Source organism: Microbacterium sp. PAMC22086 (assembly GCF_019443525.1).
Taxonomy (GTDB): Bacteria; Actinomycetota; Actinomycetes; order Actinomycetales; family Microbacteriaceae; genus Microbacterium; species Microbacterium maritypicum.
In genome coordinates, this window is sequence record NZ_CP080380.1 from 2,193,459 (window position 1) to 2,207,461 (window position 14,003).

General features: G+C 68.4%; 15 protein-coding genes. 10 read left to right on the forward strand and 5 right to left on the reverse strand.

What is annotated here, in order from left to right; translation table 11 throughout:
* The first annotated feature begins 250 nt into the window (after positions 1-250).
* Positions 251-1,255, forward strand: a complete 1,005-nt coding sequence (locus tag KY497_RS10905) for a TerC/Alx family metal homeostasis membrane protein (RefSeq protein ID WP_017830772.1) — start codon at positions 251-253, stop codon at positions 1,253-1,255.
* Between the two features lie 12 nt (positions 1,256-1,267).
* Entirely contained in the window at positions 1,268-1,618 is a 351-nt protein-coding gene (locus KY497_RS10910) for a DUF2834 domain-containing protein (protein WP_127482428.1), read from the forward strand.
* On the opposite strand, the gene KY497_RS10915 is transcribed toward KY497_RS10910, so the two are convergent.
* Positions 1,581-2,177 carry an LON peptidase substrate-binding domain-containing protein gene (locus KY497_RS10915; protein WP_219869034.1) on the reverse strand — a complete coding sequence of 199 codons (597 nt, stop codon included), beginning with the start codon at positions 2,175-2,177 and terminating at the stop codon, positions 1,581-1,583. The genes KY497_RS10910 and KY497_RS10915 overlap by 38 nt on opposite strands.
* Before the next feature lie 36 nt (positions 2,178-2,213).
* On the opposite strand from KY497_RS10915, the gene KY497_RS10920 reads away from it, so the two are divergent.
* Complete coding sequence (locus KY497_RS10920; RefSeq protein WP_055872631.1) at positions 2,214-2,711, forward strand: DUF427 domain-containing protein; 498 nt, start codon at positions 2,214-2,216, stop codon at positions 2,709-2,711.
* Positions 2,712-2,730: 19 nt separating this feature from the next.
* On the opposite strand, the gene KY497_RS10925 is transcribed toward KY497_RS10920, so the two are convergent.
* Together KY497_RS10925 and KY497_RS10930 are read right to left on the reverse strand one after the other, a co-directional pair.
* Entirely contained in the window at positions 2,731-4,044 is a 1,314-nt protein-coding gene (locus tag KY497_RS10925; RefSeq protein ID WP_141385967.1) for an LLM class flavin-dependent oxidoreductase, read from the reverse strand.
* Entirely contained in the window at positions 4,041-5,336 is a 1,296-nt protein-coding gene (locus tag KY497_RS10930; protein WP_219869035.1) for an O-acetylhomoserine aminocarboxypropyltransferase/cysteine synthase family protein, read from the reverse strand. The genes KY497_RS10925 and KY497_RS10930 overlap by 4 nt, the downstream gene beginning before the upstream one ends.
* Before the next feature lie 190 nt (positions 5,337-5,526).
* Here KY497_RS10930 and leuC point away from each other — a divergent pair, with 190 nt between their 5' ends.
* From leuC to KY497_RS10960, 6 genes are all read left to right on the forward strand, one after another.
* Positions 5,527-6,972 carry a 3-isopropylmalate dehydratase large subunit gene (gene leuC / locus KY497_RS10935; protein WP_219869036.1) on the forward strand — a complete coding sequence of 482 codons (1,446 nt, stop codon included), beginning with the start codon at positions 5,527-5,529 and terminating at the stop codon, positions 6,970-6,972.
* 3 nt (positions 6,973-6,975) lie between these two features.
* Positions 6,976-7,572 (forward strand): 3-isopropylmalate dehydratase small subunit, encoded by a 597-nt coding sequence (gene leuD, locus KY497_RS10940; RefSeq protein ID WP_219869037.1) that lies wholly within the window; start codon positions 6,976-6,978, stop codon positions 7,570-7,572.
* A 65-nt stretch (positions 7,573-7,637) separates the two neighbouring features.
* Complete coding sequence (murA, locus tag KY497_RS10945) at positions 7,638-9,005, forward strand: UDP-N-acetylglucosamine 1-carboxyvinyltransferase (RefSeq protein ID WP_218682046.1); 1,368 nt, start codon at positions 7,638-7,640, stop codon at positions 9,003-9,005.
* Positions 9,002-9,766 carry a 1-acyl-sn-glycerol-3-phosphate acyltransferase gene (locus KY497_RS10950; RefSeq protein ID WP_055868575.1) on the forward strand — a complete coding sequence of 255 codons (765 nt, stop codon included), beginning with the start codon at positions 9,002-9,004 and terminating at the stop codon, positions 9,764-9,766. The genes murA and KY497_RS10950 overlap by 4 nt, the downstream gene beginning before the upstream one ends.
* Positions 9,756-10,889 (forward strand): NAD(P)H-dependent glycerol-3-phosphate dehydrogenase, encoded by a 1,134-nt coding sequence (locus KY497_RS10955; RefSeq protein WP_218682047.1) that lies wholly within the window; start codon positions 9,756-9,758, stop codon positions 10,887-10,889. Before KY497_RS10950 ends, KY497_RS10955 begins: the two co-directional genes overlap by 11 nt.
* Entirely contained in the window at positions 10,795-11,877 is a 1,083-nt protein-coding gene (locus tag KY497_RS10960) for a D-alanine--D-alanine ligase family protein (protein ID WP_219869038.1), read from the forward strand. Before KY497_RS10955 ends, KY497_RS10960 begins: the two co-directional genes overlap by 95 nt.
* A 21-nt stretch (positions 11,878-11,898) precedes the next feature.
* On the opposite strand, the gene KY497_RS10965 is transcribed toward KY497_RS10960, so the two are convergent.
* The gene (locus KY497_RS10965) at positions 11,899-12,381 is read right to left on the reverse strand and encodes a DUF3515 domain-containing protein (RefSeq protein ID WP_055868572.1); all 483 of its coding nucleotides are present in this window, start codon (positions 12,379-12,381) and stop codon (positions 11,899-11,901) included.
* 23 nt (positions 12,382-12,404) lie between these two features.
* Between KY497_RS10965 and thiL the strand changes: the two genes are divergently transcribed.
* Positions 12,405-13,400: a thiamine-phosphate kinase gene (gene thiL / locus KY497_RS10970; RefSeq protein WP_141385973.1), complete on the forward strand. Its 996-nt coding sequence runs from the start codon at positions 12,405-12,407 to the stop codon at positions 13,398-13,400.
* Here the strand turns inward: thiL and rsmD are convergent.
* Positions 13,370-13,987, reverse strand: coding sequence for a 16S rRNA (guanine(966)-N(2))-methyltransferase RsmD (gene rsmD / locus KY497_RS10975; protein WP_055868568.1), 618 nt, complete (start codon positions 13,985-13,987; stop codon positions 13,370-13,372). The genes thiL and rsmD overlap by 31 nt on opposite strands.
* Between the last annotated feature and the right edge of the window lie 16 nt (positions 13,988-14,003).

Consider the following 14,003-nt stretch of genomic DNA (forward strand, 5'->3'; position numbering starts at 1 on the left):
GATCGATGCCCCATCGTCTCAGATCCGGTGCAGGGGATTGCGTGCGGGCCGCAGGGAGTTTCCGACGACATCCGTTCCCACTGATGCCACGGCTCCGGTAGCATTGCCCGGGCGAGAGGGAGTATCCCGAATCCGCGCGTAACGTCATCACGAGCACCGTCATCGCTGCTCCGGGCGCGCGCCGCACCTGTGTGCGGGGGAGAGACTTTCGACTCATTCCCGACCCCTCCGCGAAAGGTGCAGTGCGCCCTTGGAAATCCCCGTCTGGTTCGAGATCACCTCGATGGTCGTCCTCACGATCATCCTGATCGGCGACCTGCTCCTCATCCGGCTGCGGCCGCACATCCCGTCGACGAAGGAGTCCACTCTCTGGGTGGTCTTCTACGTCGGGCTCGCGCTGCTGTTCGCGGTGCTCCTCGGCAATGTCGGAGGTTGGCAGAACGCGGGTGACTTCATCACCGGATGGGCGTTGGAATACAGCCTCTCCATCGACAACCTGTTCGTCTTCGTCCTGATCATGGCCCAGTTCGCCGTGCCGCGGCGGCTGCAGCAGCAGGTGCTCATGGTCGGCATCATCATCGCGCTCATCCTGCGCGGCCTGTTCATCCTCGCCGGTGTCGCGATCGTCGAGAACTTCTCGCCGATCTTCTACATCTTCGGCGCCTTCCTCATCTGGACGGCGATCCGTCAGGCCATGCCGGACGGCGATCACGAGGGCGAGGTGCAGCGCGAGAACTTCATCGTCCGCCTGCTGCGTCGCCGCGTCGACATCAGCGAGACGTACGACGGGTCCAAGATCCGCACCACGGTCGACGGCAAGCGCATGTGGACGCCCATGGTGATCGTCTTCATCACCATCGGTGTCACCGACCTGATCTTCGCGATCGACTCGATCCCCGCGATCTTCGAGATCACCACCAACGGCTTCCTCGTCTTCTCAGCCAACATCTTCGCGCTGATGGGGCTGCGACAGCTCTACTTCCTGCTCGGCGACCTGCTCGACCGTCTGCGCTACCTGCACTACGGCATCGCCGTCATCCTCGGTTTCATCGGCGTCAAGCTGATCCTGCACGCTCTGCACGTCAACGAGCTGCCGTTCATCAACGGCGGCGAGCACGTCGAGTGGGTGCCCGACATCAGCAACATGGTCTCCCTCGGCGTGATCCTCGCCTCGATGACCATCGCGACCGTCGCCAGCCTGATCGCCTCGTCCCGCGAGAAGCGCGCGGCGAGGTCCACGACGACCGTGGAGTGAGATCATGGCGGCATGAACCGCCACTGGACACCCCTCGCCGTCGTCTATCTCGTGCTGGCGGTGGTCGGTCTCATCGGCACCTGGACGTTCAACGTGCTGGCCATCACGCAGATGGTGGACTTCGTCGGCGATCTCGTCGGCAGCGGTCCGGCGGTGTCATCGATCACGGTCGATCTCCTGATCGTGGCGATCGCGGGGAGCGTGTTCATCATCGTCGAGGCGCGACGGATCGGGATGCGGAGGGGCTGGCTCTATGTCGTGCTGTCCGGAGTGACGGCGTTCGCCTTCACCTTCCCGCTCTTCCTGGCGATGCGCCAGCGCCACCTCACCCGTCTGACCACAGAAGCTCGGCGTCGAGCGTGAGGTCGATGATCTGACGAAGCAACGCCCCCACCGTGGCGGACTGCAGCAGCGCGTATCTGTCGTAGTCGCCGAGGGGAGCGATCGCGGCGAGCTGCCACGCGGCGGCGATCGGATCGTCCGAGAGCTCGGTGTCGGCATCCCACTGCGCCTCGGGCGCGCGGGCGAGTGTCCGTCGCACGATCGCCTCCGCTTGCGTGCGCAGCGGGGTGAGCTCGTCGCTCCAGTCGAGCTCGGGCAGTGGCGTGACCTCGGCGCGGGGATAGGGGTCGTCATCCAGCCACTCATCGACCGTGAAGCGATCGGTGCCGACGGCGACGGCCAGCAGAGCGTCGGCACCCGCGGAGACGCTGACCAGCCGCGCCATCGTCCCGATGCGACTGCGCCGATCGCCACCGCCGACCTCATGGCCGCGTTCGATGAGCACGACACCGAACCGCGGGTCCTCCTCATCCAGGAGCCGCCCGATCATCGTGAGGTACCGCGGCTCGAACACGCGCAGCGGAAGCGCGGTGTGCGGGAAGTGCACCGAGCCGAGCGGGAACATCGGGATGGCGGTCATGGCACCAGTCAACACCGAGAGACGTAAAGTGAACAGATGCGCAGACCTCGCCCCCTCACCCCGTCCGCCGGGCAGGAATCCGTCTGGGACTATCCGAGGCCGCCGCGCGTCGAACCGGTCGCCGAACGCATCACGATCCGCCTCGGCGGTGACCTGATCGCCGACACCCGCGATGCCGTGCGCGTGCTGGAGACCAGCCACCCTCCCGTGTACTACCTTCCGATCGCCGACTTCATCCCCGGTGCGCTGGTGGAGGCCCCCGGCGCCTCGTTCTGCGAGTTCAAGGGCACCGCCCGCTACTTCGATGTGCGCGGCGGAGACACCCTTCGCCCTGGAGCGGCCTGGAACTATCCGCACCCGTCTCCCGGCTTCGAGGCGCTGACCGACCGGGTCGCCGTGTACGCGGCGCCGATGGACGAGTGCACCGTCGGGGACGAGGTCGCGGTCCCGCAACCGGGCGGGTTCTACGGCGGGTGGGTCACGTCTTGGGTCGTCGGTCCCTTCAAGGGCGTTCCCGGCTCCATGGGCTGGTGACGTTCGGCCTGACCGCCGCTCAGAACGCGCGCAGGTTCGACTGCAGGCCGCCGTCCGCGTATTCACGACGAAGGATGCCTCGCCGGCGGAGCACCGGCACGAGCTCGTCGAGGGTGCGGTGCAGGGTGACCGGATGGAAGTCCCCCCACAGCAGGACGCCGTCATTGCCCCATTCGCCGAGCTCTTCGATCAGGTCGGCGAACTCCTCGGCTGTTCCGACGAAGCCGGTGCGGTCCGAGATCCGACCCGCGCGGGCGAGCGCGCTGAGGTGTGCGCGCAGCGGCGCCTCCTCGCCCCGGTCGCCGATCAGACGCTGGATGCTGCCGCGGGAGACGTGCGCACCGAAGACAGAGAGGTCGAGCGGACGGTCGAGGTCGAGCGACGTGAGATCGGTCTCGAGGTCGCTCGACTGCTTGCGGGCGATCTGCACGAGCGCGGCATCGTCGGGGTGTGCGGACGCGGCCACGATGCGGTCGGCCTCCTCCACCGACGGGGTGATCACGGGCTGGATGGCGAAGAGGATCTTGATGTCCTCCGGACGTCGTCCTCTCTCGATCGCCGCGTCGTGCACTTTGGCGCGGTAGTCCCGCACGGACTTCTCGTTCAGCGGCGCCAGAGCCAGTTGGACGTCGGATTTCGCGCCGGCGAAGCCGAGCCCTCGGCCCGAGCCGCCGGGTGAGACGATCGCGGGGTCCCCGTCGGTGAACGGCACGGCGTTGAGCGGGCCGTCGAAGGCGAAGTGCTCACCGCGATGCTCGACCGCACGCAGGCGGGTGCCGTCGGCGTAGACATCCGTGTCCCGATCAGCGAGGAGAGCGCCGTCGTCCCAGCTGCGCCAGAGGGCGCGGATGCCGTCGAGCCATTCCTCGGCGCGGTCGTAGGCCTCGTCGTGCCCGAGCTGCGGGGCCGCGGAGAAGTGCCGTGCGCTGCCGGTGTCGGTGACCACGTTGAGACCCAGACGATGGCCGCTGAGGTGCTGCAGCGTCGCGAACTGCCGGGCGGCCGTGTAGGGGAGGTACGCCGCGGGATTCACCGTCGGCACCACGCCCAGGTGCCTGGTCGCCTGGAACAGATAAGGAGCCAGCAGGAGCGGGTCGTGCTTCGGCCCGCCGAACGCGTGCCGGACGCGCAGATCGATCGTCGAAGGCGATCCCAGGGAGGGCGCATCCTCGATGATGACCAGATCGAAGCCGGCCTGCTCCAGGGTGCGCGCGGCGTCCTGATAGATCTCGGGGCGCGTCCAGTCGTAGTCCCATTCGAGGGACGGATAGCCCCAGCCCTGCGGTCCGAAGCCGCGGGCGAGGAACCAGCCGAAGTGCTGAGGGCGGCTCATGCCACCGTCTCCCGTACGTTCTGGAGCACATGGGACAGATCCGCGATCAGATCGTCGACGTCCTCGATGCCGATCGACAGCCGCAGGGTGCCCGGCCGCACGCCGAGAGCCTCGCGCTCCTGCTCGGTGCGCTGGGCATGACTGGTGGTCCCGGGGTGCAGCACCAGAGAGCGCACATCTCCGATGTGGGTCATGTGGGTGAAGACCCGTACATGCTCGACGAATCGGCGTGCCGCAGGGAGCCCGCCCCGCAGAGTGAAGGTGAAGATCGATCCGGACCCGCCCTCGAGGTAGCGTTTGCCGACCTCGTGGTCGGGGTGCGAGGGGAGCCCGACGTAGTCGACGCTCTCGACCTCCTCGTGCCGTTCCAGCCACTGGGCGATCTGCAGGGCGTTGCGAGACTGTCGCTCGACCCGCAGGCCGAGCGTCTCGACGCCCTGTCCGATCAGGAAGGCGTTGAGAGGGGACGGCGATGCGCCGAATCGCGGGGCGACGGATTCGCGGGCGTAGGCGATGCGGGCGCGGCCCCCGTGGCGGGCGAAGACGCTGGGTGCGTCCCCCCGGCCGGGGAGGACGAGATGGGGCGCGTTGTGGCCAGCGAGAGCGGCGTCGAAGCGCCCGTCATCGATGATGACGCCGCCGAGCACGGAGCCGTGCCCGGCCAGGAACTTCGACGCGGAATGGACCGCGATCGCCGCGCCGTGCTCGAGAGGGCGCAGCAGTGCCGGCGTCGCCAGCGTGTTGTCGACGATCAGTGGGATCGCGTACTCATCGCCGACGTCGCTGATGGCGCGGACGTCGAGCACATCGTTGCGGGCGTTGGCGAGCGACTCGGCGAACAGCGCGCGGGTGTTCGGGCGGATCGCCGCCCTCCAGGCATCCGCATCGGCGATGTCGTCGACGAACGTGGTCTCGATGTCGAGTCGAGCGAGGTTGTCCAGGAACAGGCCCCTGGTGCCTTCGTAGATGTGGGTGGATGACACGATGTGATCGCCCGCGCCGGCGACGGTAAGAAGGGCCGTCGCCACTGCTGCCTGGCCGCTGGCCACGAGCACGGCGTCGGCGCCGGACTCCAGGGCTGCGAGCTGGCGCTCCACGGCGCGCACCGTGGGGTTCCCTGTGCGGGTGTAGCCGAAGCCGGTGCCGGTGCTGAAGTGGTCGGCCGCGTGATCGAAGTCGTCGAACTCGAAGCCCGCCGTCAGGTAGATGGGCGTCGCGCGGGAGCTGGCCGTCTCCCGGCTTCTCGCCGCGTGGACCGCGCGGGTGGCGAAGCGGGCGGTGTCGACGGTCATGCGGTGCCTCTCGGTCGTTCGGGTGCTCAACAGAGTGTCATGACGGGTCGGAGCACGTCTCAGCGGTGGTAATCTGACGTCATGCGGACCGTGCTCCTTCTTCTTAGGCGCCGCGACGAGACCTCGTTCTGAGCCCCTCCTCGTCGCGGAGTCCGTCGTGGGCCGAACCGCCAGCCACAGGAGACACGCAATGACCACCCCCGCAAACGGTGCCGATTCCGCACGCCGCAGGACTCTCGCCGAGAAGGTCTGGGACGACCACCTCGTCGTCAAGGGCGAGAACGGCGAGCCGGACCTCATCTACATCGACCTGCACCTCGTGCACGAGGTCACCAGCCCGCAGGCCTTCGATGGCCTCCGCAGCGAAGGGCGGCCGCTTCGTCGCCTCGACCTCACGATCGCGACGGAGGACCACAACACTCCGACGTGGGACATCGACAAGCCGATCGCCGACCTGACCAGCCGTACGCAGATCGAGACGCTGCGCCGCAATGCCGCCGAGTTCGGGGTGCGTCTGCACTCGCTCGGCGATGCGGAACAGGGCATCGTGCACGTGGTCGGGCCCCAGCTCGGGCTGACCATGCCCGGCATCACCGTGGTCTGCGGCGACTCGCACACCTCGACCCACGGCGCGTTCGGCGCGATGGCGTTCGGTATCGGCACCAGCGAGGTCGAGCACGTCATGGCCACGCAGACCCTGCCGCTGAGGCCTTTCAAGACCATGGCGATCAACGTCGAGGGCACGTTGCGCCCCGGTGTGACGGCGAAGGACATCATCCTCGCGGTGATCGCGAAGATCGGTACCGGCGGGGGACAGGGCTACGTACTCGAGTTCCGCGGCAGCGCCATCCGCGCGCTCTCCATGGAGGGCCGCATGACGATCTGCAACATGTCGATCGAGGCAGGGGCCCGCGCCGGCATGGTCGCCCCCGACGAGACGACGTTCGCCTACCTCCAGGGTCGCCCGCACGCGCCGAAGGGGCAGGACTGGGAAGACGCCGTCGCCTACTGGCGCACGTTGCCGACCGATGAGGGCGCGACCTTCGACGCGGAGGTGTTCATCGACGCCGACCAGCTCGAGCCGTTCGTGACGTGGGGGACCAACCCCGGTCAGGGCAGCTCCCTCTCGGCCGCCGTGCCCGACCCCGCCGAGATCGACGACCCGAATGAGCGCGCAGCCGCGGAGCGGGCGCTGGAGTACATGGACCTGAAGCCGGGGACACCACTCAAGGAGGTGCCGGTGGACGCGGTCTTCATGGGGTCGTGCACCAACAGCCGCATCGAGGACCTCCGAGCGTTCGCGTCGATCATCGAGGGCAAGAAGAAGGCCGACGGCGTGCGCGTCATGGTCGTGCCGGGATCGGCGAGGGTGCGGCTGGAAGCCGAGGCTGAGGGCCTGGACAAGGTGATCAAGGACTTCGGGGCGGAATGGCGTTTCGCCGGATGCTCGATGTGCCTGGGCATGAACCCGGATCAGCTGGCTCCGGGCGAACGCTGCGCATCCACCTCCAACCGCAACTTCGAAGGACGCCAGGGCAAGGGAGGGCGCACGCATCTCGTCTCACCTCTGGTCGCCGCAGCGACCGCGATCCGCGGCACCCTGTCCAGCCCGAGCGACCTGACGGAAGGGTTCTGAATCATGGAGAAGTTCACCACTCACACCGGTATCGCCGCTCCGCTGAAGCGTTCGAACGTCGACACCGATCAGATCATCCCTGCGGTGTTCCTCAAGCGCGTCACCAAGACCGGATTCGAGGACGCGCTGTTCCATGCATGGCGCCAGGATCCCGATTTCGTGCTCAACCGGACAGCGTTCCACGGGGCCTCCGTGCTCCTGGCCGGCTCCGATTTCGGCACCGGTTCGAGCCGCGAACACGCGGTGTGGGCGTTGCGTGACTTCGGCTTCAAAGTCGTGCTGAGCCCGCGCTTCGCCGACATCTTCCGGGGCAATTCGGGCAAGCAGGGGCTGCTCGCCGCGACGATCTCGGAAGAGGATCTCGAGCGGTTCTGGGCCGAGATCGACCGGAATCCCGGGGTCCAGATGACCGTCGACCTCGAGGCGCGCACCGCCTCGATCGGTGACGTCCAGGCCGAGATCGGGATCGACGATTACACTAGATGGCGGCTCCTCGAAGGGCTCGATGACATCGGGCTCACGCTGCGCAACGAAGACAAGATCGCGCAGTTCGAGGCCCGTCGCGAGTCGTGGCGGCCCAGAACCCTTCCCGTTCAGTAGACGGTGGGGGCGGGGGAGCCAGGGGCAACCCGCCCCCGAAATCCGTAAATGAAGTGAGGCTCCGAATGACGACACCTGTGCGCGACGCTCTTCCGGACGGAGTCCCTGCACTCACCGGAGACGTCCTCGCCATTCGAGGCGGACGCCCGCTTCGCGGTCGGGTCGACGTCAAGGGGGCGAAGAACCTGGCGACGAAGGCCATGGTCGCCTCACTCCTCGGCGAGACCGTGAGCACCCTGCGCGACGTACCGGCGATCAGCGATGTCGCCGTCGTGCGCTCGCTGCTCGAGGTGCACGGTGTGCGTGTGTCCGAAGGCGATGAGCCCGGTTCGCTGGTGTTCGACCCGAGCGACGTGGAATCCGCGCACTTCGAGCAGATCGACGCTCACGCCGGTGCCTCGCGCATTCCGATCCTCTTCTGCGGCCCGCTGCTGCACCGTCTCGGTCAGGCGTTCATCCCCGACCTCGGTGGATGCCGCATCGGTGACCGCCCCATCGACTTCCACCTGGACGCTCTGCGCAAGTTCGGTGCGATCGTCGAGAAGCTCCCCAGCGGCATCCGCCTCTCCACGGGGGGAAGCCGCCTGCACGGGGCGAACATCCACCTCCCGTACCCCAGCGTCGGTGCCACCGAGCAGGTGCTCCTCACGGCCGTGCGCGCCGAGGGCGCCACGGAGCTGCGCAACGCCGCCATCGAGCCCGAGATCATGGACCTGATCGCCGTGCTGCAGAAGATGGGCGCGATCATCTCCTACGAGCCGAACCGCGTCATCGTGATCGAGGGCGTCGAGAAGCTCCGCGGCTACGACCACCGGTCGATCTTCGACCGCAACGAGGCCGCGTCCTGGGCCTCCGCCGCGCTCGCGACCGATGGCGAGATCTTCGTCGGCGGCGCGAAGCAGCAGGAGATGCTCACCTTCCTCAACATCTTCCGCAAGGCCGGCGGCTGGTTCGACATCCAGGAAGACGGCATCCTGTTCCGTCGCGACGGCGAGATCAAGCCCGTCGTGATCGAGACCGACGTGCACCCCGGCTTCATGACGGACTGGCAGCAGCCTCTCGTCGTCGCCCTGACCCAGGCGCACGGCCGTTCCGTGGTGCACGAGACCGTGTACGAGAACCGCATGGGCTTCACCGACGCGCTGGTCAAGATGGGCGCCGACATCGTCGTGCACCCCCGAGGCCTCCAGGACGGTCCGCGTCGTGTTCCGCGTCGCGACCTCGAGCAGGCCGCGGTCATCACCGGTCCGACGCCGTTGCACGGCGCCGACATCGTGGTTCCCGACCTGCGCGGTGGCTACAGCCACGTGATCGCGGCGCTGACCGCCACCGGCGAGTCGAAGGTGTCCGGTGTCGACATCCTCAGCCGCGGCTACGAGAAGTTCCTCGCCAAGCTCGACGCGCTCGGCGCCGACTTCGACGTCATCCGGTGACCGCGGTGACGTCCCGGTCATCGGAGACGAAGCGGCCGAGCATCTTCTGGCCGCTCGCCGCGCTGATCATCCCTCCCGTGTCGCTGATCGCGAAGATCCGCGTGAGCGGCGCGGAGAAGCTGCCGCGCGAGGGATCGTACGTGCTCGCCCCGAACCACTACTCGGAGTTCGATCCGCTCATCGTCGCCGTCGCCGTGTGGCGGTCCGGTCGCGCGCCGCGCTTCATGGCCAAGGAGAGCCTGTTCAAGGTGCCGGTGCTCGGCTGGTTCCTGCATCGCACCGGGATGATCCCGGTCGCGCGCACGTCGTCGGCGTCGTCCGCACGGCAGACTATGAAGCAGTCCGAAGAGCTCGTCGAGCACGGTCGGGGCGTGATCGTCTACCCCGAGGGCACGCTCACGCGCGATCCCGATATGTGGCCGATGCGCGGCAAGTCCGGCGCGGTGCGTCTGGCCCTCGCCGACGGCATCCCCCTGATCCCGATGGCGCAGTGGGGTACCCAGGCGATCATGGGGCGCTACCAGAAGGGCCTGAGCCTGTGGCCGCTGCGCAAGCCGGTCAGAGTGCTCATCGGCGACCCCGTCGACGTCTCCGATCTGCGCGAGCGGGCAGGAGAGCCTGCGGCGCTCACCGAGGCGACGAACCGTCTGATGAACGCGATCACCGCACTCCTCGAAGAGCTGCGCGACGAGAAGGCACCCGCGGAGCGCTGGAACCCCGCGAGCCACGGACAGAAGGAGACTGGACGCCTTGACTCCTAAGAGAACCGCTGCGGCCGGGCCGCGGGCCGCGGTCGTAGGATCTGGCAGCTGGGGAACCACGTTCGGCAAGATCCTCGCCGACGGTGACGCTCAGGTGACGATGTGGGCTCGGCGCCCGGAGCTGGCCCAGGAGATCAACGAGGCCAAGCGCAACTCCCGCTATCTGCCCGGCATCAACCTGCCGCGCACGATGGCGGCGACGCACGAGCTCGCAACCGCTCTGGACGGCGTGGACCAGGTCTACCTGTCGGTGCCGAGCCAGTCGCTGCGCGAGAATCTGAAGGCGCTGCGGCCGCTGCTCGCCGACAGCGACGCCAAGATCATCAGCCTCATGAAGGGCGTCGAGCGCGGAACCGGACTGCGCATGAGCCAGGTGATCCAGCAGGAGCTGCGCTGCGACCCCGATCGCGTCGCCGTGGCCTCCGGACCGAACCTCGCTCTCGAGATCGCCCGCGAGCAGCCGACCGCCGCCGTGATCTCCTCGCGCAGTCAGGAGACGGCGGAGATCGTCGCGCGCGCGGCTCGGAACAGCTACTTCCGCACCTTCGTGAACACCGATGTGATCGGCACGGAGTTCGGCGGCGTCCTGAAGAACCTGATCGCGGTGGCCATCGGCATCGTCGACGGCGTCGGCTACGGCGAGAACACCAAGGCGTCGATCATCACCCGCGGTCTCGTCGAGATGACCGACTTCGCGGTGGCCAACGGCGCGCACCCCGAGACGCTCCAGGGGCTTGCCGGACTCGGCGACCTGATCGCCACCTGTCAGTCGCCGCTGAGCCGGAACAACACCGCAGGGCGACTGCTCGGTCAGGGCTACAGCTTCCAGGACGTCGTGAAGCAGATGCAGCAGACGGCCGAGGGATTGGCCTCCGTCGCCCCCGTCCTGCAGCTGGCGCGCGAGGCCGAGATCGACATGCCCATCGTCGAGCAGGTGAAGATGGTGCTCGACGGCAAGATGAATCCGCGGGACATCGCACCGCACCTGACGACGGACGACGACACCCCGCAGGGTGAGAGGACCAACCATGGACAAGCAGACGGTGGTGGTGCTCTTCGGCGGGCGCTCCAGCGAGCATTCGATCAGTTCCGCAACGGCGGGGGGCGTGCTGGGCGCGATTGACCGCGACCGCTACGCCGTGATCCCGGTCGGGATCACCCGTGAAGGCGCGTTCGTCCTCGAAGACGACGATCCCGCGAAGTTCCCGCTTGACGCGGCGCACCTCCCCGAAGTGGTCGACAACGGCACGCGCGTGCTCTGGCCGGAGCCGGGCGGTGACCGCACGCTGCGCGTCGTGCAGACCGACGGCACCGTCGAGGGGCGGGGAGAGATCGACGTGGTGCTGCCGATCCTGCATGGACCGCACGGCGAGGACGGCACCATCCAGGGCTTCTTCGACACGCTGGAGGTCCCTTACGCGGGCGGTGGGGTCCTCGACTCCGCACTCTGCATGGACAAGCACTTCATGAAGATCGCGCTCGAGGCCTCCGGCATCTCGGTCGCTCCCTGGGTGACGGTGCGCCGCACGGACTGGGATCGCGATGCCGCAGTCGTGCGTGCGCGGGCCGCGGAGCTGGGCCTGCCGGTGTTCGTGAAGCCCGCACGTGCGGGCTCGAGCGTCGGGGTGTCCAAGGTCGAAGCCGCCGACGAACTGGACGCAGCCCTGGCCGTGGCCTTCGCCGAAGACGACAAGGTGCTGATCGAGACAGGCGTGAGCGGTCGCGAGATCGAGGTCGCGGTGCTCGAGAGCGCCGACGGGGTCCGGGCATCTCTTCCCGGCGAGATCGTGCTGACCTCGCGGGGCTTCTATGACTTCGAGGGCAAGTACCTCGGCGGCGACGGCGTGGATGTCGTGTGCCCGGCCGAGGTGACCGACGCGGAGTTGGCGGCCATCCAGCAGGCGGGTATCCGCGCGTTCGAGGCCGTCGACGGCCGTGGGCTGGCCCGCGTCGACATGTTCCTGACGCCGTCGGGCGAGCTCGTGGTGAACGAGCTCAACACGATGCCGGGCTTCACCCCGATCTCGATGTTCCCCAAGTGCTGGGTCGCCTCGGGCCTGAGCTACGGCGATCTGATCACCGAGCTCGTCGAAGCCGGTCTGCGCCGCTGAGCGCGCGGTTCTCCGCGGCGATCAGCTCGCGGGGAACTCGACGCGGTCCGTGCACTGTCCGGTCGCGGGCTGGAGCCCGGACTGGATGCTCGCGGAGATCTTGTCGACGATCGCCTGGAAGTCGATCTGCTCGCCGCGGCGGATGGTCACCTCGACCGCGGGGTCGCGTCCGAACGTGACCAGCCTCTGACGCTCCTCTTCCTGCTCGAGGACCAACCAGTCGACGCCGCCGAGGGTGGTGCACACGAGTGCAGACGGTGCGGGGGGCTCGACACCGCAGCGCAGCACGACGGTGGGGTCGCCCCAGGCACCTGTCGCCTGCGCGTCGGTCCAGACCCGATCGAATCCGCCGACGGTCTCCGGCAGCAGCACGGAGACGTTCGCGCATGCGGGGTTGTTCGCATCGGCGGCGGGTTCGAGGTGCACGGTGGTCGAGCAGCCGGCGAGCATCGCGGCCAGGGACACCGCGCCTGCGAGGACAGCGAGGCGACGGGAACGGGGCATGCTTCCAGGCTACCTTTGACAGCATGCCCTCCCGACCCGATACCGACGATCCGCGCCTGGGAGATGTGTCCGAGGGGCGTATTCTCCAGGCGATCCTGACCCGGACCCCCGCGGCCTCGCACACGCTGATCGGTCCGGGCGATGATGCGGCCGTCATCGCCACGCCCTCCGGCTCGGTGGTGGCGACGACAGACACGCTCGTGCACGGTCCCGACTTCCGTCTCGCATGGTCGAGTGGGTACGACCTCGGCTGGAAGGCTGCGGCGGTGAACCTCGCCGATGTGGCGGCGATGGGTGCCCGCCCGACCGCGCTGCTCGTCGCTCTGGCCGTCCCGCGGGAGCTGCGTCTGTCGTTCGTCGAGCGCCTCGCCGACGGCTTCCGCGACGCCTGTGCATCTCTCGCGCCCGGATGCGCTGTGGTCGGCGGCGATCTGACGGTGTCCGACGTGCTGACGGTCGCCGTGACCGCTCTCGGCGACCTGGAAGGGCGTGTCGCGGTGACGCGGAGCGGTGCGCGAGCTGGTGATGTCGTCGCGGTGGCCGGGGAGCTCGGGCATGCCGCTCGCGGTCTCGCGGTGCTGTTCGGGCGGTTCCGAGAAGGAGATGTCCCCGTGCCGGTGGATCCGGCGAACCTCGCTTCGGGTGAGAGCGCGGCGCTGGCGGCACAGCTTCGACCCGCACCGCCGATCGGCCTCGGTGCGGTCGCGGCCACGGCGGGCGCCACGGCGATGATGGACGTCTCCGACGGGCTCGCTCTCGACGCACGACGGATGGCCGCGGCTTCGGGCGTCACGATCGCCCTCGATCGCTCTCTTCTCGGAGACGACCCGGAACGCGCGCTGGCGGGGGGAGAGGACCATGCGCTGCTCGCGACGTTCCCCGAGGGAACGCTGCCACCGGGATTCCGCGTCATCGGTTCGGTTCGGGCTCGCGGAGAAGAAGACCTGCTCTGCGACGACCTTCCTGTCGACCTCTCCGGGTGGGACCCCTACCGGGACTGGGACTCGGTCGCCGGCTGATCGAGCCGCTCGGAGTCCTTCGCCTCCGGGGCAGGTTCAGCCCACCACACTGTGGTATCGCCGTAGCTCTTCTCGCGGAACTGCTCCAGATTCGCTGCTCCGAAGTCGGGCGGCGTGGAACGGCGGGCCCGCTCGACGACCACCACGGCGTCCGCCGACAGCAGCGGAGCGAGCGCGACGAGATCGGCGGTCATGGCGGTGTCGTCGAGATCGTAGGGCGGATCGGTGAAGACGAGGTCGAAAGGTCCCGTCGCGCGCTGCAGGAACGCGTGCGCGGTGCTCTCGTGGACGCGACCGGGCGGCAGACCGCCCGCCTTGGCGACGACGGCGGCGTTGCGTCGGACGATGGCCGCGGCCTGGCGTGCGCGTTCCACGAACTCGGCACTCGCCGCTCCGCGGCTGAGCGCCTCGAGCCCGAGGGCGCCTGATCCGGCGTAGAGGTCGAGCACTCTCGCTCCCTCGATCGCGCTCAGGGATTCCAGCGCGCCGAACAGCGACTCGCGCACCCGATCACTCGTGGGGCGTGTGCCCGAGCCCGGCACCTCGAGTCGGGCGCCTCGGGCGCTGCCTGCGATGATCCTCGTCACCCGTTCACGATACGAC